Here is a 25,755-nt window from a genome sequence, read left to right as displayed (position 1 = left end):
TCAGGCCGCCCGCAGCGAGTCGAGGAACCGGGTCACCTCGCCGCTGAGATGAGCGGACTGCGCCGAGAGGGTCGAGGCGGAGGCGAGCACTTCGCCCGCCGCGCCCTCCGTCACTTCCGCGGCCGCCGCGACGCCGGCGATATTCGTGGTGACCTCGCCCGTGCCGGAAGCGGCCTGGGCGACGTTGCGCACGATCTCCTGGGTCGCCGCGCCCTGCTCCTCCACGGCCGCCGCGATCGTCGTGGCGAGCGTGCTCATCTGGTCGATCCGTCCGCTGATGGCGGCGATGGCGGCGACGGCCGCCTCGGTCGAGCCCTGGATGCGGGCGATCTGTCCGCCGATCTCCTGGGTCGCACGGGCGGTCTGGCTGGCGAGGTTCTTGACCTCGGCGGCGACCACCGCGAAGCCGCGGCCCGCCTCGCCGGCCCGCGCCGCCTCGATCGTCGCGTTCAGCGCCAGCAGGTTGGTTTGCCCGGCAATCGACGAGATCATGCCGACCACCTCGCCGATCGTCCCCGCCGCGGCGCTGAGTTCGCGGACGAGGTCACCGGTCTGCCCGGCCTCCGCCACCGCCGCCCGGGCGAGGTCGGCCGAGCCGGAGACCTGCCGGCCGATCTCGCGCACGGAGGCGCCGAGTTCCTCTGCCGCCGCCGCGACCGTCCCGACATTCGAGGCCGCCTCCCCGGCCGCCGCCGCGACCGCCGTGGAGCGGGCCGACGTCGCCTGGGCGGTGTCGGCCATGCTCCGGGCCGTGCCCTGAAGGGCGGTCGCGCTCGCCGTCACCGTCGCGACGATCCCGCTCACCGCCTGCTCGAAGGCGTCCGCCAGCCGTTCCGTCGCGGCCCGGCGCTGCGCCTCGGCCCCGGCGCGGGCGAGCGCCGTCTCCTCCTCCAGGGCGCGGGTGCGCACGAGATTGTCCTTGAACACCTGCACGGCGGCGGCCATGGCGCCGATTTCGTCGCGGCGCTCCCGGTCCGGCACCGCCACCGCGACCGTGCCGCGCGCGAGATCCCCCATGACGGCGGTCATCCGGCGGATCGGCCGGGCGAGGCCGAGATTGAGCAGCGCCACCGCGCCGGCGGCGATCGCCAGCACACCCGCGAGGCTGCCGAGGGCCAGGCGGCGGGAGCCGGCGCTGACCTCCGCGAGGGTGCGGGCGCGCGCCTCGAGGAGCGCGCGCTCGGCGGCTTCGATCTCGGCGGCCTTGGCGTGCAGGGCGTTCATGGCGCTGCGCCCGGCGCCGGAGGTCTCAATCCGGCGCGCCTCCGCATACGTGGCGGGGTCGACCATCAGGGCGATCGCCGTGCCGGCGACCTCCTCCTGCCAGCGGCTCGCCGCGACGGCGATCTCGTCGAGCCGACGAAGTTGGTCCGGGTTGTCCGAGACGCGCTCGCGCAGCTCCGTCAGGGCCGCGTCGAAGGCCTGCCGCCCGGTCCGATAGGGTTCCAGGAAGGACTCGTCCGCCGCCAGCAGGTAGCCGCGGATCCCGGTCTCCTGATTGACCATGGCGCCGGTCAGCTGCTCCAGCCGGAGAAGGACTTGCGCGGAATGGTCCCTTCCGCGCCCCGCCTCCTCGACCGAGCCCAGGCCGTAGAGACCCGACAGGGTGGCGGCGGCCGAGACGACGACGACCAGGGCGAAGGAGAGCAGGAGCTTCGACGTGATGCTGAGGGTTCTGAACACAGGCACGGCGGATTCCTCAGGGGCGCGTGAGCAGCCGCCCGGTCATCCCTCGATCGGTGTTCCGGCACGGCTCGGCCGACCGGTTAGTCTGATCGAATTAAGACCTCATGAATTCAACAGCACCCGTCAGCGTCGATTGCTGGCTTCGCAAGGCAGATGCACCCGTTGAAATCTATAGCCGCGGAAGAAAATGGCCAAGATGCCTACGAATTGGCTGAAATATCGCGAGAGTGCGGGCCAGACGTCCGAAGATCTTTGCCGGGCCAGGGCCAATTCCGATCGCCGCGGGGACACGCGCTGGCGCAGGGATGGTGCCCGCCCGACCCGCAGCGTCCCTTGGTCAGGCGGTCGCCCGCTTGCCTCAATGGGACCGGGGCTCCTCGACATGCCAGGACGTCACCTCCGCCAGCGCGGTGCCGAAGGTCGTGCCGACCGCGATGCGGACCGGCGCGAGGACCCGGCTCGACCCGACCGGGGCGAGCCAGACGCGCAGGTCCTTGTTGTCCTGCATGTAGCGGACCACCCAGCGCTTCGGCCGGTGGCCGGAGAGCGGGACGTAGCGGGCGCGGCACATCACGGCGGTTCCCGCGTAGCCGCTCCCGTCGAAGGGCTTCGCCTCCCCGTCCGCGAGCGGGATGTCGAAGCGCGCGGTGCCGTCGTGGACCGGGAGCGTGCGGTCGCATTCCCGCGCCGTCGGCTCCCCCGGCGGGCCGAGCTGCGGGCCGATCAGCGCGGAGAGCGGATCCACCACGTTGCGGTCGTCGCCCGGGCGGGGCGGCAAGCGGTCGGGCCGGATGCGGGCGTCCGGCACCATGGTGACGGAGGTGAGGCGCCCGCCCTCCAGGATCATGCGCTCGCTGATCGGCGTGCCGCCGTAATCGGCGGTCAGGGCGAAGTCCTGCGGGCGCACCGCTCCGGTGAGCGTGCCGCGCGCGCTCGCCGTGCCCTCGCCGCCCCAGAGCACCCGGGCGAGACCGCTCAGCGTGGCGTCGAGGCGCAGAGCGTAGCGCCGCTTGTCGTCGAGGTCCGTGCGCAGGGTCGCCTGCCCGACCGGCAGCCCCGCCAGGGTGATGCGGTAGGTCGCCTCCAACGTGGCGGCCCGCGCGGGACCGCCGAGGCACAGGGCGGCGAGGACGAGGATCGGGGTGCGAAGCGAGCGCATGGGCGACCTCCACGGGCGCGGCCACGCTGCGCGGCGGCCGCTGAACGGGCGCCGAACGCCGCGGGCCTCAGGCCTCCTCCCCCTCCCCGCTCTCCAGGGTCGCCCGCACGGCGTCGAGCACGCGGCGGGCGAGATCCGAATCGGGATCATCGCGGGTGAGCGCGTCCTCCAGCATCGCCAGGTAGCCGCCGAGCTCGTGGCGGTAATGGTCGGAATCGATCCCGCGCAGGATCCGCGCCAGGAAGGCGACCGACATCTGCAGCCCGACCTGCTTGGCGGCGACGTCCGCCTGCGCCTCGGAGAGCCGGGCGATCATCTCGCCGTGACGGGCCGACAGGAGTGTGAGGCCGCTGATCTTGTCCTCCGCGCTCATGGCGGCTGCCTCCGATCTCGGCGCGGTCCTCGCCCGCCAAAAAAAGAAGGGAGAGCGTCGCCGCTCTCCCTGGATCGGGCGGGTGGCGCCGGGATACCCCGACGCGCGCGTCGTTCGGACCGTGACGACGCGGGCCGGAAGGCCCCCACCCTTCAATGCCGCGACCCTAGGATGCCGCCCGTCCGGAGGCTAGCCCCCGCCGCAGGGCTCGCGGGCGAAAGTGTGGCGGCGTGACCGAAACGCCGCGCTCCCGCCCGTTAACCTTACGGGAAAGTTGCCCCCCTTCGGCACATGAAGCGCGGCATAAGCTCTGCTCCATCGAATCGCGGCGGGACGCACGGGGATCACCGCGCATCGACCGTTACCGAATCCGACAGGTCCGCGACGCGGGACCTGTGCCAAGACGAGACATCATGAAGCATCCGACGAGTGCCCTGCTCCACGCCTACTGGGACGGATTGCGCGGCGCCCGGGCCGCGCCCGAGCGGGCGGAGATCGAGCCGGGCGAGATCCGGCACATCCTGGCGGACAGCCTGATCCTGGAGATCGACCCGGCGCAGGGCCTGGCCGCGGTGCGGCTCGCCGGCACGCGGCTCTGCGCGCTGTTCGGGGCCGAACTGCGCGGGCGGCGGTTCGAGAGTCTGTGGGGCGCCGATCCGGCCTCCGACCCGTGGCGGCTGATCGAGGTGGTGGTCCAGGAAACGGTCGGCATCGTGGCCGGCCTCGTCGGCACCACGGCGGAGGGCGACGCGATCGACCTCGAACTGCTGCTCCTGCCGCTTCGCCACCGCGGCAAGACCCAGACCCGGGTGATCGGCTCGCTCTCGGCGAGCGGGTCCCCGCTCTGGCTCGGCCTGCGCCCGATCACGGCGCTGCGCACCGTGTCGCTGCGCGTGCTGACAGGACCGCCGCAGCCGGAGGCGGAGCCCGGCCTGCCGCCGGAGCCGGCCAACGACTGCGTGCAGGCGCGCCGGCCGCGGCTCGTGGTGCATCGCGGGGGGCGGTCCTGAGCGCATCCCTTGCTGTTCGTTAAGGATTGGAGCGCACAAGGGGGCTGTAGCGGAAGTCGACTTCCGAAAGGTCAATCGGCCATGAGGATCGGGCCATGAGCACCGCCGCGACCCCCGCCGTGTCTCGCGTCCGCCTGCTGGCGGCGCAGGCGGCGGACAAGCGCCGGCACCGGCGCGTTCCGGTCGCCCTGCTGGGGCGCTACATGCTGTCCGACCGCCGGGAATATCCGTGCCAGACCGTCGACGTCTCGCCCGGGGGGGTGCGGCTCGTCTGCGCGGTGAGCGGCGAGGTCGGCGAGCGGACGGTGATCTACCTGGAGCATCTCGGGCGGCTCGAAGGAACGATCGCCCGGATCCTGCCGGATGGCTTCGCGGTGGCGCTCAGCGCCACGCCGCACAAGCGCGAGAAGATCGCCTCGCAGCTCACCTGGCTCCTCAACCGGGCGAGCCTGGGGCTGCCGGAGGACCGCCGCCACGAGCGCGTGGTGCCGCGCCAGGCCGCCGTCACCCTGCGGCTCGACGGCGGCGACGAGATCCCGGCGCGGCTCATCGACGTCTCGCTCTCCGGCGCGGCGATCGCCTGCGACCTGCCGCTGCCGATCGACGCCCCGGTCACGGTTGGACGCACCCCCTGCCGGGTGGTGCGCCAGTTCAAGGGCGGCCTCGCCGTGGAGTTCCTGCTGCCGCTCTCGCCCGACCGCTTCGACGAGAACCTCGTCCTGTAACGGGCAGTTGACCCCCGGGGCGGGGCGGGCGATCAGGCCGCATGACGAACCCCTGGCGGGCCACGATCCTCACCCTCTTCCCGGAGATGTTCCCGGGTCCGCTGGGCCTCTCCCTGTCGGGCGACGCGCTCTCACGGGGCGCCTGGGCGCTGGAGGCGCGCAACATCCGCGACCACGGTCTCGGCCGGCACCGGGCGGTGGACGACACCCCGGCGGGCGGGGGGGCCGGCATGGTGCTTCGCTGCGACGTGCTCGCCGCGGCGATCGACGCCGCCGCCCCGGCCGGCGACCCGCGGCCACGGCTGCTGATGAGCCCGCGCGGGCGCCCGCTCACGCAGGCGCGGGTGCGCGCGCTGAGCGAGGGGCCGGGAATCGTCGTGGTCTGCGGGCGGTTCGAGGGCGTCGACGAGCGGGTGATCGCGGCGCGGGCGCTGGAGGAGGTGTCGATCGGCGACTACGTCCTGTCGGGCGGCGAGGTCGCGGCCCTGGTGCTGATCGATGCCTGCGTGCGCCTGATCCCCGGCGTGATGGGCAAGGCCGCCTCGGGCGAGGAGGAGAGCTTCGAGGGCGGCCTGCTCGAATACCCCCACTACACTCGCCCGCGGGACTGGGAGGGCCGGACCATTCCGGAGGTGCTGACCGGCGGCAACCACGCGGCGGTGGCGCGCTGGCGCCGCGAGGAGGCCGAGCGCCTCACCCGCGAACGCCGGCCCGACCTGATGCGCGGGCGCGACGGGCCCGCCTGAGCCCGGCCCGCGCCACGGCAAAATGCTTGGGGCGGGCGCGTCACGGCGTCTCGCGCTCACGGGCCGCCTCCGTTATAGCGGCACTTCATGAACCTGATCACTTCGACGGACGCGCTCGCGGCCACCTGCGCGCATTTCGCCACGCAACCCTTCGTGACCGTCGACACGGAGTTCATGCGTGAGACGACCTACTACCCGAAACTCTGCCTGATCCAGCTCGCGGCGCCGGACGGAACCACGGCCCTCGTCGACCCCCTGGCGCAGGACATCGACCTCGCGCCGTTCTTCGCGCTGATGGGCGACGAACGCGTGCTCAAGGTCTTCCACTCGGCGCGGCAGGATCTGGAGATCATCTGGCTGCTGGGCGGACTTCTGCCGCAGCCCTTCTTCGACACCCAGGTCGCCGCGATGGTCTGCGGCTACGGGGACTCGGTCTCCTACGAGCAGCTCGTCAACGACGTCGCCAAGGCGAAGGTCGACAAGTCCTCCCGCTTCACGGACTGGTCCCGCCGCCCCCTGTCGGAGGCCCAGCTGACCTACGCCCTCTCGGATGTCACCCACCTGATCAAGGTCTACGAGGCCCTGGCGCGCCAGCTCATCGCCACGGACCGGGGGGCCTGGCTCGACGAGGAGATGGCGGTCCTCACCTCGCCCGAGACCTACCGCGCCGAGCCGGACCAGGCGTGGCGGCGGCTCGCCGGGCGCATGCGCAAGGCCCGCGAGGTCGCCGTGCTGATGGAGGTCGCCGCCTGGCGCGAGCGCGAGGCGCAGAACCGCAACGTGCCGCGCGGCCGCATCCTCAAGGACGAGGCCGTGCTCGACGTGGCGACGGCCGCGCCGCGCAGCGTCGAGGCGCTGGGACGGCTGCGCACCATCCCGACCGGCTTCGAGCGCTCGCGGACCGGGCAGGAGATCCTGGCCGCCGTCGAGCGGGGGTTGGCGCGCGACCCGGCGACGATCCCGATGCCCGAGCGCGGGCGTCCGCGCAGCGGCGGCAACGGGGCCCTCGTGGAACTCCTCAAGGTGCTGCTGAAGGCGGTGTGCGAGGAGGAGCGGGTCGCGCCGAAGATCATCGCCACCGTCGACGACCTCGAGGCCATCGCGGAGGACGACGAGGCGGACGTGCCGGTCCTGAGTGGCTGGCGGCGGGGCCTGTTCGGCGACAAGGCCCTGGCGCTCAAGGCCGGCCGCCTCGCCCTCTCGGCCCAGGGCGGGCGAGTCGTGGTGCGCTACCTCGACGGGGCCGCGGGCGCGCAGGATCCCGGGTGAGCGGGGAGGCGCGGGCGAACAATATCGGCCTGCTGCGCCTCGTCCTGGCGGCGCTGGTCGTGGTCTCGCACGCGCCCGAACTCGTCGACGGCGACCGCTCGCGGGAGATCCTGACGCGCCTGTTCGGCACGCTGTCCTTCGGCGAGGTCGCGGTCGACGGCTTCTTCCTGCTCAGCGGCTACCTGATCACCCGCAGCGTGCTCGGCTCGGCATCCCTCCCGGAATTCCTCGGAAAGCGGGTGCTGCGCATCTACCCGGCCTACCTCGTCTCCTCGCTCGTCTGCATCGCGGTGGTCGCCCCGCTCGCGGGAGGCGATCTCGGATCGGTGCGGATCCCGGACATGCTCGGCCGCCTCCTCGTCCTCGGGGTGCCGAGCGTGCCGCACGTCTTCGGCGGCCTGCCCTACCCGGTCCTGAACGGCTCGGCCTGGACGATCGCCTACGAGTTCGGCTGCTACCTTCTCGCCGCGGGCCTCGGCCTGTGCGGGGCGCTCGGTCCGAACCGGCGCTTCCTCGCGATGCTCGCCGTCCTGGCAGCGGCCTGCGCGCTGCGCTGGCATCCCGCCTTCGACCCGGCGGACCCGCGCCTGTTCAAGCTCGGGACCGCATTCCGCTTCGCCCTGATCTTCTGCTGCGGCGGCGCCTTCTTCCTCTACCGGGACCGGATCGCCTACCGGGCGGGCCGCGCGGCCGCGGCCGCGCTCCTGCTCGCTGCCCTCCTGTTCCACCCTCTGCTGGCGGAACCCGCCCTGACGGTGCTCGGCGGGTACCTGCTGTTCGGGTTCGCCTTCGCGGTGCCCGCGGGCCGGCTCGCCCGGCTGGCGCAGGAGACCGACATCTCCTACGGGCTCTACCTCTACGCGTGGCCGATCCAGAATCTCGTGGTGATGCAGGATCGCACGGCGCCGCCATGGGTGGTCGCCCTGGTCGGGCTCGCGGGCGCGAGCCTCCTCGGCCTCCTGAGCTGGCACCTCGTGGAGCGGCCGGCGCTGGCGCGCCGGGCCGCGTTGCTGAGGCTGACGCGGCCTCCCGCCGCCCGGTGATCGCGCGGCGCGACGAGGGCGGCGCCCGACCGCGTTGCGATCGCGCGCTGCTGCAGGTCTCCGTCTTCGCCGCCTATCCTGCGACGAACCGGCATCCACGTCGCCGGAACAATGTTCTAGAGCATTTTTCGACGACGTGGATGCCGGTTCGTCGCAGAAAATGCGTAAACATCAAAGACCTAGAGCAGTGTCCGATTGCAACGTGATCGGATACTGCTCTAGGCGGCCTGAACCCGCATCGAGACGATCTTGTCCGGATCGCGGACGGGCTCGCCGCGCTTGATCTGGTCGACGACCTCCATGCCCTCGGTGACCTTGCCCCACACCGTGTACTGGCGGTTCAGGAAGGGCGCGTCCGCGAAGCAGATGAAGAACTGCGAGTTCGCCGAGTGGGGGAAGCTGGTCCGCGCCATCGAGCAGGTGCCGCGCACGTGCGGCTCGGCGTTGAACTCCGCCTTGAGGTCCGGCAGGTCCGAGCCGCCGCTGCCGGTGCCGGTCGGGTCGCCGGTCTGGGCCATGAAGCCGTCGATCACCCGGTGGAACGGCACGCCGTCGTAGAAGCCCTGCTCGGCGAGCGTGCTGATCCGCTCCACGTGGGCGGGCGCGAGGTCGGGACGAAGCGCGATGACGACGCGCCCCTTGGTCGTCTCCATCACGAGGGTCTTGGTGTCACTCATGCCGGGTCTCCTTTGCTCCGGGATAGACGAAACGCAGCGCGATCGGGCGGCCGGCCACGGCGCCGCCGAGGCCCGCCGTGATCGCCACCGGGGTGCAGGCCTGTAACGCGCGCCGGGTGGCCTCGACCAGGGGCCGGCGCTGGTCGGGGGGCAGGCTCGCGTAGGTCACCCGCGGCGGGCCTTCGAGGCGGCCGTCGCGGGCGAGGCTGAGGCGCAGGGTGATCTGCGCCCGGCCGAGGCCGGGCGGCGGGCTCCAGCAGGCCGCCAGCGCCGGGTAGAGCTGCGCCAGGGTGTCGGCGGGCACCACGAGCCCGGCCCGGTCGACCGGTACCCGAACGGTCGCCCGCAGGGTCGTCGGCAGCGACAGGAACGGCGGATCCCCGTCGAAGCCGATCTGCGCCGCGGCGGGCGCGGCCGCGGCGCCGAGCGCGAGCCCCGCGAGGGCGCGCCTCAGGTCGCGCCTACTGCGCATCCGGCTGGGCGAGCGTCATCTTGACGATCTTGTCCGGGCCCTGGACCTGGCCGTTGGCCGCCTTCGAGCCCTTCTTGATCTTGTCGACCACGTCCATGCCCGACGTGACCACGCCCACCACCGTGTACTGGTTGTTGAGGAACGGCGCCTCGTCGTAGCAGATGAAGAACTGCGAGTTCGCCGAGTTCGGGTCCGAGGAGCGGGCCATGCCCACGGTGCCGCGCTTGAACGGCGTCGCGGTGAACTCCGCCGGCAGGTCGGGCAGCTTCGACTTGCCGGTGCCGGTGCCGGTGGGGTCGCCGGTCTGGGCCATGAAGCCGTCGATGACCCGGTGGAACGGCACGCCGTTGTAGAAGCCCTGTTTGACCAGCGCCTTGATCTGCTTGGCGTGCTTGGGCGCGAGGTCGGGCCTCAGCTCGATGGTGATCCGGCCGTCCTTGGTGTCGAGGTAGACGGTGTTGGCGTCCGGCGCCGCGGCGGCGCCGAAGGCCGTCGCGAGGGTGAGCGCCAGGGCGACGAGCCAGCGGGTCATCGGGGGATCCTTCCTTCGGGGAGGGTCAGGGTCGGGAGAAGCGGGCCCTCAGGCGCTCGGCCACGAGGTCCGGCACGAAGGGGCGCACGTCGCCGCCCATGGCGGCGATCTGGCGCACCAGCGTCGCGGTGATCGGGCGCACGCCCGTCGAGGCCGGGAGGAACACGGTCTGCACCTCGGGCGCCATGGCGCCGTTCATCCCGGCGAGCTGCATCTCGTAGTCGAGGTCGGTGCCGTCACGCAGGCCGCGGATGAACAGGCTCGCGCCCACCCGCCGGGCCGCGGAGACTGCGAGGTCGTCGAAGGTGACGACCTCCAGCACCGCCTGCTCGGCCGCGGCGATCGGCCCGCAGGTCGCGCGCAGGAGATCGGCCCGCTCCTCGGCGGAGAAGAGCGGCGCCTTGCCGGGGTGGACCCCGATGGCGATGACGAGCCGCTCCACGAGGCGGCAGGCCTGCCGGATCACGTCCACGTGGCCGTTGGTCACCGGGTCGAAGGACCCGGCATAGAGCGCGGTGCGGTTCATCGCGGCACGAGGTAGAGCATCGCTCGCGGGAAGGGAATGGCCTCAGCGCGGGACCGCGCCGACGAGCGGTCCGAGCGGACGGCTGAGATCCTGCCGGTTGAGGTCGGGCGCGTAGAGGCTCGACACGCTGCCGTCGAGAAAGAGCGCGTTCGGGCAGCCCAGCCGGTCGCGGAACAGCCGCGCGAAGCTCCCGAACGTGACCGGCCCCTCCGAGATCGCGAAGACCGCGATGTGGCCGTCGGGCGTGACGCCGACCCCGTTGCGAATCTTCAGCGAGGGCCCGTTCGTCGAAATCTTCGGGTGGATGCGCCCGTTAATCACCAGCATCGGGCCGGACTGGGTCGCGTAGTCGGCCCGCGGGTGGGCGCGCAGGTAGCGGCCGGTCTCCATCACGCCGGCCCGCTCGCCGCTCACGTAGAAGACACCGTTCGGCTTGAGGTGGAAGTTGCCCGGCCCGTTCGCGGTGTTCGCCGCCTTCAGCTCCCGGCCCTCCTCGACGTAGAGGCCCACCGGCGCGAGGTCGGAATCGTACATGCCCGCATTCATGGCGAAGGCGAGCGCCCTGCCCTGCGCGGCGGCGAGCCGGCCGAGAGAGGCGTAGGGCTGCCCGTCGGGGCCGCGCCAGAACAGCTTCACGCGGGCGCGCCGCAGGTCGACCGTGCAGGCCACGAAGCGTTCGCCCTCGTGGCTGATCGGAGCGCAGGTCTCCGCCGCGAGCGCGCCGAGCGCCCGCAGCACCAGCATGCCCGCGATCACGATCCGGGCGATTCCGTTCACCGCCATCCTGCCCCCCGAAGCCGGCGCCGTCGGTAGCACGCGATCACCTTCCTGTGCACCGGGGACCGATTTCCTCGACCGAACGTTGAATGGCGACAACGATGCTCGCACTCGGAGAAGCGACATGAAACGGGCAATGGTGGCGTCTGCGGCCCTGCTGGGCGCGCTCATGCTGGTCCCGGCGGCGGCGGAGGCCCGCGGGTTCGGCGGCGGCGGGTTCGGTGGCGGCGGCTTCCGGGGCGGTAGCTTCGGCGGCGGCGGCTTCCGAGGGGCGGCCTTCCGCGGCGGTGGCTTCGGCGGCGGCTTCCGCGGCGCCGGGTTCGGGCGGCCGGGCTTCGCCGGCGGCTACGGCTACCGGGGCGGCCGGTACGGCTACGGGCGCGGCTTCGGCTACGGCGCTGCCGGTCTGGGGCTGGGCCTCGGCCTCGGTCTCGCGGCCGCCTCGTCCTACCCGTATTACGGCGGCTACTACCCGGCGGGGTACGGCGGCTACGGCTACGGCTACGACGATTACGGCTACGGCGACAGCTGCTACCAGGTCCCGCGGGTGCGCTGGACGCCCTACGGCTACCGCCGCGTCCTCGTGACCCGCTGCTACTGAAGATCGGCGGGGCCGGAGAGCCGGCCCCGCTCCCTCACCGTCGACGCGCCGCCTCGTCGCGGCGCATCGGCATCGCGTCGATCGTCCCGAAGATGTCCTGTGCCGGGATCGGCTCCCGGGCGGTGAGCTTGGCGCCCCCGTCCTTGCCCACGAGCACGGCGCGGAACCCCTCCGGCGGAAGGCCGAGGGCCGTGCGCAGCGCCTGCGCGGCGGCGTCGGCTCCGAGCCCCTCGACCACCACCAGATCCCTCTCCCGCGCGCCCGCCGCCTCCGCCTCGATGACGCGCCGCTGCGCAGCGACGCGCGGGTCGTCGGTCCTCCCGGCGATCACGAGCACCCGCGCCTTCCACCGGTATCGATCGAGGGGCGACGCGGCGGCCGGGCTCGTCAGGAGCATTGCCGCGGCGAGGGCGGCGGGGAAGAGGTGGGCAGCGATCATGGCGGGGCGATCCGGGGTGACGGGCCCTGCAGGGGATGGGCACCGTTTGGTGGCTCGCCGGACAACGTGCGAGGCGAAGCGTGGCTCGGATGGGCGGCTTCACGTTTCCGTTCGGACGCGCCCCTGACCCTCCCCCCTCTGCGGGGGAGGGTGCCCGGCGGAGCCGGGCGGGAGAGGGGAACCCCGGTGCCGGAAAGACCTGAAGCGTGGTGCAGGGCGCCAACCTGGTTCAGTGTCGCGCCGGCCCCTCTCCCGGCTCACTGCGTTCGCCAACCTCCCCCGCAGAGGGGGGAGGGTTCGGGCGCGGCGTACCCTCGATCTCCCGCCCGCCGTTGACCCGGGCGGCCCGCAGCGCCAAGTCCCTCGCGCCCACGTCCGGCGCGCCTCGGCGCGACCCGACGGACCGCGCCAGGGAGATCCCGCATGTCAGACGTCAATCGCCGCATCGTCCTCGCCTCGCGCCCGCACGGCGAGCCCACCCCGGCGCATTTCCGGCTGGAGCGGGCGCCGGTGCCGGCGCCGCGGGACGGCGAGGTCCTGCTGCGGAACCGCTACCTCTCCCTCGATCCCTACATGCGCGGCCGGATGAGCGCCGCGAAATCCTACGCCCAGCCCGTGGAGATCAACGACGTGATGGTGGGCGGCACCGTCGCGGAGGTGGCGGTCTCGAACCATCCGGGCGTCGCGGTCGGCGACACGGTGCTCGCCTATGGCGGCTGGCAGGATTACGCCGTGTCGGACGGGCGCGGCCTGCGCAAGCTCGATCCCCAGGCCGTCCCGGTGACGACGGCGCTCGGCGTCCTCGGCATGCCGGGGATGACCGCCTATACGGGCCTCCTCACCATCGGCGCGCCCAAGCCCGGCGAGACCGTGGTGGTCGCCGCGGCGAGCGGCCCGGTCGGCTCCCTCGTCGGGCAGATCGCCAAGCTGAAGGGGGCCCGCGCGGTCGGGATCGCCGGCGGCGCCGACAAGTGCCGCTTCCTCACCGAGGAACTCGGCTTCGACGCGGCCGTCGACCATCGCCGCGACGACCTGCCGACCGCCCTGGCCGAGGCCTGCCCGGGCGGGATCGACGTCTATTTCGAGAATGTCGGTGGGGCGGTGTTCGACGCCGTCCTGCCCCTCCTCAACGACTTCGCGCGCATCCCGGTCTGCGGCCTCGTGGCCAACTACAACATGACCGAGTTGCCCGCCGGGCCGGACCGCGTCCCGGTCCTGATGCGCGCCGTGCTCAGCAAGCGCCTCACCTTCCGGGGCTTCATCGTGTGGGACTTCGCCGACCAGGAGCCCGCCTTCCTGCGTGACGTCTCGGGCTGGCTGCGGGAGGGCCGGATCCGCTACCGCGAAGACGTGGTCGAAGGACTGGAGCATGCCCCGGAGGCCTTCATCGGGCTCCTGAAGGGCCGGAACTTCGGGAAGCTGGTGGTGAAACTCTGAACACCCGCTTCGGGAGCGCGGATCCACTGCCCTTCCGCTGCTGGCGCTCGCCGCGTCCCGGAACCCGCCCTGGCGATCCGTGTTATGGTGACCGCGGCCGCAACGGCCGCGGGAAGGACCGGGAAAGCCCGGAAGACGACAATGAGACAGATCCTGATCGCCGCCTCCGTGGCGGCGGGCCTCGTCGCCACCAGCGGCGCGGCCGAGGCGAAGGGTTGCATCAAGGGCGCCATCGTCGGGGGCGTCGCCGGGCACTACGCGGGCGGCCATACGCTCGCGGGCGCGGCGGCCGGCTGCATGATCGGCCGCCATCAGGCCGCCAAGCGCGACCGCGAGCGGGCGGTGCAGCAACCGGCCCGCTGAGTCGGCCGCACCGCAGCGATGGGGCGGTCAAGCTTAGCGTGGTTAACCTGAGATAAGCTCGGCCATTCGAACCCCGCGCAATCGCGTGTGGACCGGCCGAGCTTCGCCCACACGAAGATGACGGCGCCGCCGCGGGCGCCGTCATATCGCCACAACTCGCGGGCTTCCTCGCCGAAACGGGCCGGACACACGCGGCCGCAGCGCAGGAATGACCCGCCATGCAGCATCGCGCGATCGGACCCTCGGCCCAGGCCGTGCGCTGGGCGCCCGCAGGTCCGCGCGATGCGCTGCTCCTCGGCGGCCCCGACCGCTCCACGCGCGGCGGCCTGCCGGTCCTGGCCCGCACGGCGCTGACCGCGGCCTGCCTGGCGGCGGGTCTCGGCTCGCTGCTCCACCGCTACGGCCCCGACCTCGCGACCTCGGCCCGGCCCCAGGTCACCCTGATGGCCGACCTCCTCACCATGCCGATGCCCAAGCCCCGGGTGCAGGAGCGGCCCAAGGAGGTGCCGATCAGCATGCCGGTGCACGACCTCGACACGGCGCTCGGGGCGGACGGCGTCGACCGCGTCTCCTACGACGACCTGATCTCGGCCACGATGGGAGGCGACCCGAACGAGATCCTGACCTTCGGACCGATGCGGATCCGCCGCCACATCGTGCAGACCGTCGTCAAGGCCGCCTACCAGGTCGGCATGGACCCGGTCCTGCTGATGGCGATCGCCGACAAGGAATCGAGCTTCATCACCGAGGTCCAGGCGCGCACCTCCTCGGCGACCGGCCTTTACCAGTTCATCGAGCGGACCTGGCTGCAGGTGATGCGCGAGTTCGGCGCGCTGCACGGCTGCGCGCGCGAGGCGGCGCTGATCGCGGACGACAACAGCGTCGGGGACGCGGCCGAGAAGGCGCGCATCCTCGACATGCGGCGCGACCCGGCCCTGTCGGCGGTGCTGGCGGCCGAGATGCTCAAGCGCGACAGCGCCCGCATCGCCGCCCGGATCGGCCGCACCCTGACGCTCGGCGAGACCTACCTCGCCCACTTCCTCGGCCCCGACGACGCCGAGCGCTTCATGGCGAAGGTGGTGGAGGAGCCTAAGGCCGAAGCCGCCGCGCTGCTGCCCAAGCCCGCGCGGGCCAACAAGCCGATCTTCTACGAGCGGGTCGGCCGGCGGAAGGCCCGCAGCCTGTCCGTCGCGCAGGTGCACGACAAGTTCGAGGCCATGATGACGACCCGCGGCGACCGCTACCGCGACGTCGGCGCGCTGATGGGCGTCATGGCCTACGCGGCCGCGCAGTCACCGTGACGGGTCCGCGATCCGCCCGGTTTGACCTGCCGCCGATCTGACCTAAGCTCCTGCACAGTACCGTGTCGGGCGGTGCCGCGCGCCTCCGGGCCGGGCGCACCGCCCAGGGAGGACACCGCGGAACGGCGCCGGGGACGACAATGGCAGTGAAGAGCGACGGGAACAGCTACGCGCGCGAATACGCCGCCACGGCCGGGCAGCAGGCCGCCTATTTCCGCGAGCAGGCGGATCGCCACCGGCGCGAGGCGGCCCGGGCGCGCCTGACGGCCGACCTGAGCGAGGGCGAGGACCGCGATGAGCAGGCGCGGCGCGCCGAGCGGCTGGAGACGCTCGGCCGCCACGACGACACCATGGCGGACGCCTTCGAGGCGCGGGCCCGCGGCCCGAACTAGAGACGCGAACGGCGGGGATGGGTGGCCATCCCCGCCGCTCGGTTCGGTCGCGTGACGGATCAGGCCGCCGCCGAGACGCCCTCGGTCGGGACCTCGGAGATCGTCTTCAGAACCTGCGAGGCGATCTGGTAGGGGTCGCCCATCGAGTTCGGGCGGCGGTCCTCAAGGTAGCCCTTGTAGCCGTTCTTGACGAAGCTGTGCGGCACCCGGATCGAGGCGCCGCGGTCGGCCACGCCGTAGGAGAACTTGTTCCAGGGCGCGGTCTCGTGCTTGCCGGTCAGGCGCAGGTGGTTGTCCGGGCCGTAGACCGCGATGTGCTCGTCGATGTTCTTCGCGAACGCCGCCATCAGGGCCTCGAAATAGGCCTTGCCGCCGACCTCGCGCATGTGCGTGGTCGAGAAGTTGCAGTGCATGCCCGACCCGTTCCAGTCGGTGTCGCCGAGCGGCTTGCAGTGCCACTCGATGTCCACGCAGTACTTCTCGCAGAGACGCATCAGCAGGTAGCGCGCCATCCAGATCTCGTCGGCGGCCTTCTTGGAGCCCTTGCCGAAGATCTGGAACTCCCACTGGCCCTTCGCCACCTCGGCGTTGATGCCCTCGTGGTTGATGCCGGCCGCGAGGCACTGTTCGAGGTGCTCCTCGACGATCGAGCGCGCGACGTCGCCGACGTTCTTGTAGCCGACGCCGGTGTAGTAAGGGCCCTGCGGCGCCGGGTAGCCGTTCTCCGGGAACCCGAGCGGGCGCCCGTCCTTGTACATGAAGTATTCCTGCTCGAAGCCGAACCAGGCGCCCTCGTCGTCGAGGATCGTGGCGCGCTTGTTCGACGGGTGCGGGGTGACGCCGTCGGGCATCATGACCTCGCACATCACCAGGGCGCCGTTGCTGCGCGCCGGGTCGGGATAGAGGGCGACCGGCTTCAGCACGCAATCCGAGCTGTGGCCCTCGGCCTGCTGCGTCGAACTGCCGTCGAAGCCCCACAGCGGCAGCTGCTCGAGCGTCGGGAACCCGTCGAATTCCTTGATCTGCGTCTTGCCCCGAAGGTTCGGAACGGGGGTGTAGCCGTCAAGCCAAATGTATTCGAGTTTGTACTTCGTCATTTCCAGCCTCTCGTCATGGAACCATGAGGAGCTTGCGGCGCTTGTGCCCATTACCTTGCCATCCAAGGCGAGCGGGCCAAAGCAGGGACTGTGCCAAACTGGCGGCGCCGCGGCGGATTGCCGGCGAAGCACCGCCGTCGCACGCCGCGCCGGCGGATGGCGAGACGTCGCCGCGGCCCCGGCGGGCGGGACCGGCCGCGGCGGCTGGCCGGCCCGGGTCGGAGCGCCGCTTCTGCCTCTGGAAGAGGCAGACCCGCGTCGCTGCCTTCGGGATGCGCAGATGGCGCGCCTCGCGGCGGCGGCACTGCTGCAATAATGGAATGTCGTTTGGCAAGATGCTGTATGCGCAAATTTCGAGCAAATACTGATTTTTTTAGCGGCAGGACGTGCAAGGCGCGCGCATCGCTGGCTATATTCAGTCAGCACGCGACGCGCCACGGCGCGTCGTTACGACGGGAGACGGCGTTGATGAACACGGGCACCCAGCGCGAAACGGCGAAGATCTATCAATTTCCCCTGCGCACCCGCGGTGGCGCGCCGGTGCGGCGCCCGGCGACCGAGGGCGGCGAGCGCAGCGCCCCGCGCTTCGCCGACGCGGCCTTCGGCGGCGGCTGGTACCATGAGGCCGCGATCCAGGACGCGGACCGCTCGCGCAAGCCGTGATCGGCGAGCCCTGACCGGGCCCGGCCCGCGCGTCGTCACGGACCGAAGATCGACCAGCCGAGCCGCTGGGTCAGCGCCTCCAGGGCGATGCGGCCGAGATGCGAGTTGCCCGCCGCGTCGAGACCCGGCGACCACACGGCGATCGAGGCCCGGCCGGGCGCGACGGCCAGGATCCCGCCGCCGACGCCGCTCTTGCCGGGGAGCCCCACCCGGTAGGCGAAGTCGCCCGACCCGTCGTAATGCCCGCAGGTCAGCATGATCGCGTTGATGCGGCGCGCCCGCTCGGGCTGGACGACGAGGTAACCGGTCGAGGGATCGCGGCCGGAATGCGCCAGGAACCGCCCGGCCTGCGCGAGCTGGCGGCAGGTCATCGCGATGGCGCAGTGGTGGAAGTAGACGCCGAGCACGTAGGGCACCGGGTTGTCGATGACCCCGTGCGCCTTCATGAAATTGGCGAGCGCCACGTTGCGGTAGCCGGTCTTCTGCTCGGAGGCGGCGACCGATTCGTCGATGTGGATGGACTCGTCCTGGGCGAGCATCTGCAGGAAGCGCAGGATCTCCCCCAGCGCCTCCCGGGGCTGGTGCCGGGACAGGATCAGGTCGGTGACCGCGATCGCGCCCGCGTTGATGAACGGGTTGCGGGGGATGCCGCGCTCGTATTCGAGCTGGACGATCGAGTTGAAGGGGCTGCCCGAGGGCTCGCGGCCCACCCGCCGCCAGAGCCGGTCGCCGACCATCCCGAGGGCGAGCGTCAGGGTGAACACCTTCGAGATGCTCTGGATGGAGAAGGGAACGTCGCAATCCCCGGCCGCCGCGACCTCGCCGTCGGCACCGATCACCACCATGCCGAAGGCGCGCTTGTCGGCGCGGGCGAGCTCCGGGATGTAGGTCGCGACATCGCCCCGGTCGGGACGCTCGCGCATCTCCTCGGCGATCTCGGCGACGATGCGGGTCAGGTCGGGCACGGGCAGGTCCCTGGGGCTGCGGTCGGTCAGGGTCTCAGCGGCGTCGGCGCTGCGGGTGCGGCCTCGCCCTCCTCTGCAGACGGGAAGGCGATTCGAGTCACATGTCAGGCGCCTCTCCCCTCTCCCACCCGGGCCCGCGGATTCGCACTTCGAGTGGTGCGCATGCCCTCTCCCCGCGTGCGGGGAGAGGGTCGAGCCCCCCTTGTGGGGGGTGAGACGAGGCGGCAGCCGAAGGTGAGGGGGCGGTTCCGGAGGAGCCACATCCGGCACGGCCCCCTCACCCTCGCCCTTCGGGCTCGCTGCGCCCCCGACAAGGGGGACGCAGCCGTCTCCCCGCACGCGGGGAGAGGGGAAACCCGCGCCTCATCCGGCGAAGTGTGAACGAGTTAGCCCACCCGGGAGAGGGGATCCCCCGCCATGTTCCGCGCCTGTGACGCGCTTTGGATGGAGAGCATTTTCTCGATCAACTCGCTCTCATCAAGGACTCGGATTTCCCCGGACAGCCTTGAACACAGGGGAGGAGGATTCATCATGCGCCTCACCCGAACGCCCCGACCTCGTGCTGGATCATGCCGCTGATCTCGCGCACCAGCGCGAAGAGCCGGCCGATCGGCGCGAACAGGGTGCGGTGCTCCGCCTCGTAGGTGCCCACCCCGCGCGGCCCCGCCGGCTCGCCGAAATTCAGTCCCAGCGTCGGGTCCGGCGTCACCGGGAAGATGTCCTCGAGGGCCTTCAGGCAGCCCGGCACGTCGAGGCGCAGGATCCGCTCGATCAGGCTCTCCCGGGTCACGCCGCCCTGTGGCCGGAAGCCCGGGATGTGCACGGCCAGAAACCAGATCCGGTGGATCAGCGCAAGGCGCAGGGCGTGCAGGAGAGTGAGCCGGGGACTCATCATGCCGAGGTCGGGCGCCACCGCGTGCAGCATCAGGTGGTCGTGGGTGAGCCGGCCGAACAGACGCCGCAGACGCGGCGCGAGGTCGAGGCGGTCGAGGGCACTGGCGATCGCCACGATCTCCTCGCGCCGGCCGTCCCGCGTCGCCCGGCGCGCCCGCTCCAGCCACATGCCCGGATCGAGGGTCTCCACGTAGGCGCGCAGCACGTCGAGGTCGCTCACCTCGGCCGCGTGCTGGACGAGGCTGAAGGCGCGGGCGAAGCGGTCGGACTGAGCCCGCATGTCGCGGAACAGGTCCGGCGCGCGGGCGGCGGCGTGCCCGATTCCGTGCATGGAATTCGCCAGGAATCCGAGCTGCTGCAGGATCGCGTTGTTGGGGATGGCCCGGATCTGGCGCGGATGGGTGATCGCGACCGGGCCGCCCGCATCCGACTGGCGCGCCACCGGCCGCGAGCCGGTGCGGTCGATCAGGTTCGGGCCGAAGGTCCCGAGCAGGGCCGCGTAGCCGGGATCGTCGACGAGCGTCTCCATGTCCTGGCGCGCGCCGGTGAAGAACTCGGTGGCGAAGTCGGGCTCGGCGTAGATCGGGTCGTCGGGCGGGTCCCCGGCCGCGAAGACGTGCTCCACGATCCGCAGCACGGTGGCCCGCGCGAGCGGCGCGGATCCGAGCAGCAGGTAGCCGTCCGTGCCCTGGAAGCTCGATTCGAGCCGCACCTTGAGCCCCGCTTCGCGGTTGCGCAGCCGGGCCTGGCCGGGAGCCAGGTAGGCGAGCCGGTCGGCGAGGCTGGCCGGATGGGCGCCCCGGCCGATCGATTCGCCGTGCGTGTCGAACACCACGAGCTCGATGTCGGAGAGCCCGTTCTGGACCATGATCTCGGTGATGCGCAGCCGCAGCCGCTCGATCCAGAAGGTGGCGGCGAGCTGCCCGACGTAGCGCCCGGAATCCGAGTAGCCGAACTGCAGCACGAGGCGCCCGATCCGGCGCAGGTAGCGCCGCCAGTGCGGCGAGCGCAGGGCGTCCTCGATCACGTGCACCCCCTGCTCCAGGGCGGAGGCGGTCTCGAAGAGCGGCGTGATCTCGACCCGGTCGGCGATGCCGAAATGCTCCGCGAGCCAGAGCGCGGCGAGGAGCGTGTAGCCGGTCTCGGTCTCGGCGATGAGGAAGCGGACCGGATGGGTGCCGTCCACGTGCTTGAGGATCTGCGCGATCGTCATCATCAGCCGGGCGGCGGAGGCCCGCTCGGCGGCGAGCGCGCCGAAATCCACCGGCACCGCCTCGACGCGGTCGAGGAGCGCGTTGATCGAGGCGAGGTGCGAGCGGCGCTGGGCCGGATCGGTCGGGTCGCCGTCCTGCTCGAGCGAGCGGCGCACGGCGTTGTGCACCTGGGTGGCGTTGAGCCGGAAATGCGGCAGGCCGTTCTGGAGGCCGTGGGCCGCGCAGCCCGCGCGCAGGACGCAGAGCTTCAGCCGCGCCTCGTCGTCGGCAGCGGCCGCCACCGCCCGGTCGAGGGCGGCGATCAGCGGGCCGGCCTCGGTCTGGGCGCGCTCGCGCTCGATGATCAGCGCGAGGGCGAAGCGGTGGACCACCTCCAGGCTCGGGTCGTCGCCGAGCTTCGGGGCGACCGCGAGCTGGCGCGAGACCGCGTCGCGGGCCTCCTCGGCCAGGCGCCGCACGACGGCCGCCGCCGGGTCGTCGGGAAGCTGCGCCAGCACCCGCTCCATCTGCGTGCGCTTCGATTCGAGCCGGTAGCGCAGGGTGTCCCACCAGCCGATATCGGTGCGCCCGTCCGTGTCGCAGCCGACCCAGGAGGCGATCACCACCGGCTGGGGCACGAGGCCGTGCCACTCCTCGGGCCAGCGGGTCATGGCGGCGCGCAAGAGCGCCTCGTTCAACCCGTCGAGGGCGGCGCGGCCGTGCTGCACGGAGAAGCGCGCCTGGTCGAACTCGTCGTTGAGGGTGATGACCGGGTCGGGTCGGGCGGAGAGCGCGGCCGCCTCGGCGCAGAGGGCGTGCCGGGCCGCCGGGTCCGGCGTGGAGGCGGCCTCGGCGAGGAGGCGCGCCGCGGCCTTCGGCATGCCGAAGGTCGGGTGAGCGGTGAACACGGCCGCGAAGCGGGGCCGCTCGACCCGCGCCCGGGCGGCCTCGAAGGCGCCGCCCTCCGGACCCAGGATCAGCGGGACGGCGCGCGCGAGGTCGTCCCCACCCGGTGCGTCGAGGCCCACATAGGCGCGCAGCCGCCCGGCCCGCGCCTCCAGGGCCTGCAGGCGCAGGGCGGGCAGCAGCCCGTCGAGGTCGGAATCGGACACGTCGCCCCGATCCATGCGCCGGCTGATCGCCAGCGCCACGGTCAGAACGGGGTTCCGGAACGGATCCTCGCTGGCCTGCCGACGGGTCTCCTCCACGAGCCGGAGCAGATCCGCCTCCAGGCCGCCCTCGGGGCCGTCCGGGGCATGCGGGTCGGGACTGTCCTCGGGCCGGTACATGGACACCTCTCGTCGCGGCGGTGGCGGGTCGGGCGCGGGCGGCGACGCAAGGTCCGTTCCGTCCGGCACCCGGCCCCCTTCATTCCCTCCACGGATCACGGCCGCGCGACAAGGCCCCGCGGCCGCCTGGAATCGCGGCGCGTCTCGGGATAGACCCGACGCGCGCGATGTCGGCCGCCGCCGCCGACGCCGCAGCGGGAGAGGATCCGCGCCCGGGTGGCCGGATGTCGGGGCGGCCTCGGGCGTAAGGTGAACATGGTCCTCATCCTGGCGGTCGCGGCCGCGCTCGTCGCCGTCGGCGTGCTGCTGCTGCTGGTGCGCACGACGGAGCGGCGCCCTCCCCTGCGCCTCCCGCGCGAGAGCCTGCTGGAGGAGCGCGGGGACGAACTCTACGACGCCCACGGGCCCCGCCCGCGCGTTCCGGTCGACCGCGACGCCCCCGCCCTGGACACGGACGGCGCCCCGTCGCCGCGGGCGCTGCCGCACGGCGGCCCGCCGCCGATGCCGCCCCGCAGGATCCCGAAGGTGATCGATCACGACCCCGACGAGGGACGGCCGTCGGGACCGGGAGCCACACCGTGAGGCGGGCCCTCGTCCTCGCCGCATGGCTCGCGGGCGTCGGACCCGCATCGGCCCAGCTGCCCGCCCCGCAGGTCGGTTCATCGGGCGCGCCCTCCGGCTGCCCGGACAAGCAGGCGGCCGAGTATGCCGGCCCCAAGGGGATGGTCCTCTGGGTGACGCGCCGGGGCACGCTCAAGCGGGAGAACCCGCTGCGCCCGCTGACTCCGGACGACCTGCAGGTGCTGGAGGTGGTGATCCGCAACAAGGCCGCGACCGCTCTCGGGCCCGACCTCGACACCCTGCGCCGCGGGGCGGCGCCGGCGAGCCTGGAGGCGCAGAGCGGCGCGAAGATCCAGTGGCTCGACCACCTGGAGGGCCTGCCGGCCACGTTGCGGATCCTGGAGGACGAGGGCGCCGGGCTCGTCGCCGCCCTGCCCTTCCGGGGCTGCGGCGAGGCGCCGAAGGTCGCCGCGCCCAACGTGGCGCGGCCCGCGGCCAAGCCGCGGGCCGGCAAGCCGAGACCCGCGGACGCCAAGAGCGCGGATTCCAAGAGCGCGGAGCCCGGGGCCGGCCCGGCGAAGCCCGCACCCGCCGCCCGCACGCCGGGCGGATTCACCCTGCCGCAGGGCGCGATTCCATGAGGAGGACCCGATGATCGGACCTTGGCTGCGCCTCTCGATCGAGACGACGCACCTCGCCGCGGAGGCCGGCGAGGTGGTCGCGAGGCGGCTCGCGATGTTCGCGCGCGGCGACGCGGGCGCGGCCCGCGAGGCGCACCGGATGGTGGCGGAGAAGGTGCGGGCCGCGGGCGAGGCCGCACTGTCGGGAGGCGCTCTCCCCGCGGTGAAGCTCTACCGGCGGCGCGTCCGCGCGAATGCCCGGCGGCTGCGCAAGGGGTGAGCGGTTCGGCCCGCGCTACTTGCGGGCCGCCATCATGTCGTGCGCGAGCACCGTCAGCTTGCCGATCAGGCTCGATATGTCGCCGTGCGTGCACGACCACTGCGTTCCGATCGATGCGCCGTCCGACGACACCGAGACGATCGCCACCGAGCGCAGCTTGCCCTCGCGGGCCAGCCGCAATTGCTCCTGCAGCACGTCGATCATCGAAGCGGTGTTCTCGTCCGCCGGCGCGCAGGCCACCGCCTGAGGGAAGGAGAGGATGCGGGTCTGTTCGGGAGCGAGATCGGTCATGGGACTCTTGCGGAACGCGGAGGGATGTCTCGGGGCGGTGCCGCCGGCGCGGCGTCGAGCCGCGTCAGCAGGTGGGCGAGGCTCGCCCCGAGGTCGGCCGGAAGGCCCTCGACGAGGGAGCCGTCGAAGACGGCCCGCAACCCCGGAGCGAGCGCGACGACCAGACCGTCGCCATCACACCGGCAGGCGCCGGCTGGGCGCGGGCCCGGCCTGGCCGCGGAGCTGCGCCGCCAAGTCGTCGGCGAGATCTGTGACGTCATCGCGCCCTCGGTGCTGTACGCCGTCTCTGGGCGTTAACCTGCCGATCCCCGACAGGATCACAATCCCCGCTCTGCGGCCGAGCTTTCGGTTCGGTGACCATTGTGCCCGCATCGCAACACTCTCTCCGCCCCCCGTTCTCGCCGAACTGCTTAGCCCAAAAAAGGATTGGGGCGAGACTGTCGGATCCGCAGGTTGTTATCATATGATAGATCGGCGGGACCCCAAATCCAGCCAAGATCGCCCCGCATGGACGAGGTTTCAGGCGCCTTGGCTCAGTACCTGATCCGGAAATTGGAACACTTCACGCGCCTCTCGGGGATCGAGAAGGATCTTCTCGACTCGCTTGCGCGACAGCGAACCCGTCGCGTTCGGGCACGGGAGGACGTGATCCACGAAGGCGACACACCTCAATTCATTAATGTTGTGCTGGAGGGCTGGGCCTGTCGCTACAAGACGCTGGAAGATGGTCGGCGTCAGATCATCGCCTACCTGCTCCCGGGTGACGTCTGCTGCGTGGGCACACCCGTCCTGCAGGAGATGGACCACTCGATTGGTGCAGTGACGCCAGTCACGCTCGGGGAAATTCCGATCGAGGTGGCGAGCCACGCCCTCCACTCCAACCCTCGGCTGCTGCAGGCCTTCTGGTGGGACGTGCTCACCATGGCCTCGATCCAGCGCGAGTGGACGGTCAATGTCGGGCAGCGGACGGCGTTCGAGCGGCTCGGGCATCTCCTGTGCGAGCTCTTCGTGCGGATGCGGGTGATCGGCCTCACGCGCGGGACGAGCTGCGACCTGCCGCTCACCCAGGGCGAGATGGCGGACACGATCGGCCTGTCGGTCGTCCACGTGAACCGGACCCTCCAGGAACTGCGCAATACGGGCTTCATCACCCTCGGTGGCCGCGAATTGACCATCAACAGGCTGGAAGCCCTGGAGCGCGCGGTCCTGTTCAACGCGAACTACCTGCACCTGTCCCGCGAGGGGCGCTACCTCGACGCAGAGCCGGAGTGAGGGCCGCGGCGTCCGGCGTGAAATCCCGGGAAAGACGCGGTGGGGTCACCAAAATGACACCGTCGTCGCGACTTCCTTAAGGTGCCATGTCCGGATCCGTCCTCACATGCTGACCGGTTCAGCCATCACACGCGCCTTCACCATCGTCGTCATGGCGGCGGCGCTGGCGGGACTCTGGCAATACTTCATCGGCGGGGCCGTTCCGGCGAGACGCCCGGCCGAGATCGCGGCCACGGCGTCGCCAGCCGTGGCACGCCCCGCGCCGCCCCCGGCCGCCCAGCCGGAACCGGTCCGCACGGCCAGCGCCGAACCGGTCGTGGCGACGCCGGAACCGTTCCGCCTCGCGCCGGCCCCCCCGCCGGCGATCGCGGCGCCGGCCGAGCCCCCCGCCGCCACGCCGCCGCCGGTCTTCGCGGCCCCCGCGGCGCTCGCCTTCGCGGAGGATCCGCCGGCCGCCCCGCCACCGGAACCGGAGTCTCCCCCGGCGGCCGGTCCGACGGAGGGGATCGACCTCAACACCGCCAGCCTCGCGGACCTCAACGCCCTGCGGGGCGGCGGCCATATCGGCAAGGCGATCGTGGCGGGCCGGCCCTACACCTCGCCGCAGGATCTGCTCTCGCGGCGGATCCTGAGCCGCTCCGTCTTCCTGCGCATTAAGGACCAGGTCACGGTCCGCTGATCCGCGAGGCTCGATCCGCGCGGAGGGTGGAGCAGTCCATCACCGGCTTCGCGATCCCGTGCGGAGGAACAAGTGGTCCGATTGCCGGCAGAAACAGCCGATCATCCATGATGGCGTCGCAAGACTGACGTAGGATCTTCTGTTCCGGACGGGCTTGCTCATTCAACCGTCGTCGGATCAGGCGCGGGCGTCTGCTCTCTCCCGCGTGTGCAGGGCTGTCCGGGGAAAATCCAGGGCTCCCCGAATGCGGCTTGATCTCCGAGAACGGCGAGTTTCTCGAGCATCTACGATCGCTCAGCTCGTCCGGGATGCCCTCTCCCGAGTGGGCTAGCGGGTAAAGAGAAGGCGAAAAATACAAACAGGGTAGATATTTACCTCGACACACGTCGGTTGCCGAGTCTATCGCGGGGAACCCCTCTCCCG

The 25,755-nt window shown here is 72.0% G+C and carries 29 protein-coding genes; 16 read left to right on the top strand and 13 right to left on the bottom strand.

Annotated features, from left to right (window positions below; translation table 11 throughout):
• From ACW9J6_RS17175 to ACW9J6_RS17165, 3 genes are all read right to left on the bottom strand, one after another.
• On the bottom strand, nt 1-1,689 hold the full coding sequence (locus ACW9J6_RS17175; protein WP_457117702.1) for a CHASE3 domain-containing protein: 1,689 nt from the start codon (nt 1,687-1,689) through the stop codon (nt 1-3).
• A gap of 355 nt (nt 1,690-2,044) precedes the next feature.
• On the bottom strand, nt 2,045-2,845 hold the full coding sequence (locus tag ACW9J6_RS17170) for a DUF3108 domain-containing protein (protein WP_457117701.1): 801 nt from the start codon (nt 2,843-2,845) through the stop codon (nt 2,045-2,047).
• 67 nt (nt 2,846-2,912) lie between these two features.
• The gene (locus tag ACW9J6_RS17165) at nt 2,913-3,218 is read right to left on the bottom strand and encodes a hypothetical protein (RefSeq protein ID WP_457117700.1); all 306 of its coding nucleotides are present in this window, start codon (nt 3,216-3,218) and stop codon (nt 2,913-2,915) included.
• Nucleotides 3,219-3,631: 413 nt separating this feature from the next.
• Here ACW9J6_RS17165 and ACW9J6_RS17160 point away from each other — a divergent pair, with 413 nt between their 5' ends.
• From ACW9J6_RS17160 to ACW9J6_RS17140, 5 genes are all read left to right on the top strand, one after another.
• Nucleotides 3,632-4,228, top strand: coding sequence for a PAS domain-containing protein (locus ACW9J6_RS17160; protein ID WP_457117699.1), 597 nt, complete (start codon nt 3,632-3,634; stop codon nt 4,226-4,228).
• 95 nt (nt 4,229-4,323) lie between these two features.
• A complete protein-coding gene (locus ACW9J6_RS17155) occupies nt 4,324-4,953 on the top strand; it encodes a PilZ domain-containing protein (RefSeq protein ID WP_457117698.1) in 630 nt (209 codons plus the stop codon).
• 41 nt (nt 4,954-4,994) lie between these two features.
• A complete protein-coding gene (trmD, locus tag ACW9J6_RS17150) occupies nt 4,995-5,699 on the top strand; it encodes a tRNA (guanosine(37)-N1)-methyltransferase TrmD (protein ID WP_457117697.1) in 705 nt (234 codons plus the stop codon).
• 87 nt (nt 5,700-5,786) lie between these two features.
• Nucleotides 5,787-6,968 (top strand): ribonuclease D, encoded by a 1,182-nt coding sequence (rnd, locus tag ACW9J6_RS17145; RefSeq protein ID WP_457117696.1) that lies wholly within the window; start codon nt 5,787-5,789, stop codon nt 6,966-6,968.
• Nucleotides 6,965-8,011, top strand: coding sequence for an acyltransferase family protein (locus tag ACW9J6_RS17140; protein WP_457117695.1), 1,047 nt, complete (start codon nt 6,965-6,967; stop codon nt 8,009-8,011). Before rnd ends, ACW9J6_RS17140 begins: the two co-directional genes overlap by 4 nt.
• Before the next feature lie 218 nt (nt 8,012-8,229).
• Here the strand turns inward: ACW9J6_RS17140 and ACW9J6_RS17135 are convergent, their stop codons facing one another.
• The 5 genes from ACW9J6_RS17135 to ACW9J6_RS17115 are packed head-to-tail and all read right to left on the bottom strand — an operon-like array spanning nt 8,230 to nt 11,001.
• Nucleotides 8,230-8,688: a peptidylprolyl isomerase gene (locus tag ACW9J6_RS17135; protein WP_457117694.1), complete on the bottom strand. Its 459-nt coding sequence runs from the start codon at nt 8,686-8,688 to the stop codon at nt 8,230-8,232.
• Entirely contained in the window at nt 8,681-9,160 is a 480-nt protein-coding gene (locus tag ACW9J6_RS17130; RefSeq protein ID WP_457117693.1) for a hypothetical protein, read from the bottom strand. The genes ACW9J6_RS17135 and ACW9J6_RS17130 overlap by 8 nt, the downstream gene beginning before the upstream one ends.
• Nucleotides 9,150-9,692, bottom strand: a complete 543-nt coding sequence (locus ACW9J6_RS17125) for a peptidylprolyl isomerase (protein WP_457117692.1) — start codon at nt 9,690-9,692, stop codon at nt 9,150-9,152. The genes ACW9J6_RS17130 and ACW9J6_RS17125 overlap by 11 nt, the downstream gene beginning before the upstream one ends.
• A 25-nt stretch (nt 9,693-9,717) precedes the next feature.
• Nucleotides 9,718-10,218, bottom strand: coding sequence for a pantetheine-phosphate adenylyltransferase (coaD, locus tag ACW9J6_RS17120; RefSeq protein WP_457117691.1), 501 nt, complete (start codon nt 10,216-10,218; stop codon nt 9,718-9,720).
• Nucleotides 10,219-10,260: 42 nt separating this feature from the next.
• Entirely contained in the window at nt 10,261-11,001 is a 741-nt protein-coding gene (locus tag ACW9J6_RS17115; protein ID WP_457117690.1) for a phosphodiester glycosidase family protein, read from the bottom strand.
• Between the two features lie 118 nt (nt 11,002-11,119).
• Here ACW9J6_RS17115 and ACW9J6_RS17110 point away from each other — a divergent pair, with 118 nt between their 5' ends.
• Complete coding sequence (locus ACW9J6_RS17110) at nt 11,120-11,596, top strand: hypothetical protein (RefSeq protein ID WP_457117689.1); 477 nt, start codon at nt 11,120-11,122, stop codon at nt 11,594-11,596.
• Between the two features lie 34 nt (nt 11,597-11,630).
• Here ACW9J6_RS17110 and ACW9J6_RS17105 read toward each other — a convergent pair whose 3' ends face one another.
• Nucleotides 11,631-12,035: a DUF4174 domain-containing protein gene (locus tag ACW9J6_RS17105; protein WP_457117688.1), complete on the bottom strand. Its 405-nt coding sequence runs from the start codon at nt 12,033-12,035 to the stop codon at nt 11,631-11,633.
• Between the two features lie 423 nt (nt 12,036-12,458).
• On the opposite strand from ACW9J6_RS17105, the gene ACW9J6_RS17100 reads away from it, so the two are divergent.
• From ACW9J6_RS17100 to ACW9J6_RS17085, 4 genes are all read left to right on the top strand, one after another.
• On the top strand, nt 12,459-13,472 hold the full coding sequence (locus ACW9J6_RS17100; RefSeq protein ID WP_457117687.1) for an NADP-dependent oxidoreductase: 1,014 nt from the start codon (nt 12,459-12,461) through the stop codon (nt 13,470-13,472).
• Nucleotides 13,473-13,613: 141 nt separating this feature from the next.
• Entirely contained in the window at nt 13,614-13,835 is a 222-nt protein-coding gene (locus ACW9J6_RS17095; protein WP_457117686.1) for a hypothetical protein, read from the top strand.
• Between the two features lie 218 nt (nt 13,836-14,053).
• Nucleotides 14,054-15,136: a transglycosylase SLT domain-containing protein gene (locus ACW9J6_RS17090; protein ID WP_457117685.1), complete on the top strand. Its 1,083-nt coding sequence runs from the start codon at nt 14,054-14,056 to the stop codon at nt 15,134-15,136.
• A 140-nt stretch (nt 15,137-15,276) separates the two neighbouring features.
• The gene (locus tag ACW9J6_RS17085; RefSeq protein WP_457117684.1) at nt 15,277-15,528 is read left to right on the top strand and encodes a hypothetical protein; all 252 of its coding nucleotides are present in this window, start codon (nt 15,277-15,279) and stop codon (nt 15,526-15,528) included.
• Between the two features lie 59 nt (nt 15,529-15,587).
• Here the strand turns inward: ACW9J6_RS17085 and ACW9J6_RS17080 are convergent, their stop codons facing one another.
• On the bottom strand, nt 15,588-16,625 hold the full coding sequence (locus ACW9J6_RS17080; protein ID WP_457117683.1) for a glutamine synthetase beta-grasp domain-containing protein: 1,038 nt from the start codon (nt 16,623-16,625) through the stop codon (nt 15,588-15,590).
• Nucleotides 16,626-17,093: 468 nt separating this feature from the next.
• On the opposite strand from ACW9J6_RS17080, the gene ACW9J6_RS17075 reads away from it, so the two are divergent.
• Nucleotides 17,094-17,288, top strand: coding sequence for a DUF2735 domain-containing protein (locus ACW9J6_RS17075; RefSeq protein WP_457117682.1), 195 nt, complete (start codon nt 17,094-17,096; stop codon nt 17,286-17,288).
• Between the two features lie 35 nt (nt 17,289-17,323).
• On the opposite strand, the gene ACW9J6_RS17070 is transcribed toward ACW9J6_RS17075, so the two are convergent.
• Nucleotides 17,324-18,253: a glutaminase gene (locus ACW9J6_RS17070; protein WP_457117681.1), complete on the bottom strand. Its 930-nt coding sequence runs from the start codon at nt 18,251-18,253 to the stop codon at nt 17,324-17,326.
• 538 nt (nt 18,254-18,791) lie between these two features.
• Nucleotides 18,792-21,629 carry a phosphoenolpyruvate carboxylase gene (locus ACW9J6_RS17065; RefSeq protein ID WP_457117680.1) on the bottom strand — a complete coding sequence of 946 codons (2,838 nt, stop codon included), beginning with the start codon at nt 21,627-21,629 and terminating at the stop codon, nt 18,792-18,794.
• Between the two features lie 255 nt (nt 21,630-21,884).
• Here ACW9J6_RS17065 and ACW9J6_RS17060 point away from each other — a divergent pair, with 255 nt between their 5' ends.
• From ACW9J6_RS17060 to ACW9J6_RS17050, 3 genes are read left to right on the top strand one after another with little or no spacing between them, the layout of a single operon-like run.
• Nucleotides 21,885-22,211, top strand: a complete 327-nt coding sequence (locus ACW9J6_RS17060) for a hypothetical protein (RefSeq protein ID WP_457117679.1) — start codon at nt 21,885-21,887, stop codon at nt 22,209-22,211.
• Nucleotides 22,208-22,831, top strand: a complete 624-nt coding sequence (locus ACW9J6_RS17055) for a hypothetical protein (RefSeq protein WP_457117678.1) — start codon at nt 22,208-22,210, stop codon at nt 22,829-22,831. The genes ACW9J6_RS17060 and ACW9J6_RS17055 overlap by 4 nt, the downstream gene beginning before the upstream one ends.
• A 10-nt stretch (nt 22,832-22,841) precedes the next feature.
• A complete protein-coding gene (locus ACW9J6_RS17050; protein WP_457117677.1) occupies nt 22,842-23,090 on the top strand; it encodes a hypothetical protein in 249 nt (82 codons plus the stop codon).
• Between the two features lie 15 nt (nt 23,091-23,105).
• On the opposite strand, the gene ACW9J6_RS17045 is transcribed toward ACW9J6_RS17050, so the two are convergent.
• Nucleotides 23,106-23,381 (bottom strand): hypothetical protein, encoded by a 276-nt coding sequence (locus tag ACW9J6_RS17045; protein ID WP_457117676.1) that lies wholly within the window; start codon nt 23,379-23,381, stop codon nt 23,106-23,108.
• Nucleotides 23,382-23,909: 528 nt separating this feature from the next.
• On the opposite strand from ACW9J6_RS17045, the gene ACW9J6_RS17040 reads away from it, so the two are divergent.
• Together ACW9J6_RS17040 and ACW9J6_RS17035 are read left to right on the top strand one after the other, a co-directional pair.
• Nucleotides 23,910-24,653, top strand: coding sequence for a Crp/Fnr family transcriptional regulator (locus ACW9J6_RS17040; RefSeq protein ID WP_457117771.1), 744 nt, complete (start codon nt 23,910-23,912; stop codon nt 24,651-24,653).
• 106 nt (nt 24,654-24,759) lie between these two features.
• Nucleotides 24,760-25,332 (top strand): ComEA family DNA-binding protein, encoded by a 573-nt coding sequence (locus ACW9J6_RS17035; RefSeq protein ID WP_457117675.1) that lies wholly within the window; start codon nt 24,760-24,762, stop codon nt 25,330-25,332.
• The last annotated feature ends 423 nt before the right edge of the window (nt 25,333-25,755 follow it).

The organism is Methylobacterium sp. JK268, assembly GCF_054052225.1.
This window is presented reverse-complemented; position numbering and strand designations above follow the sequence as displayed.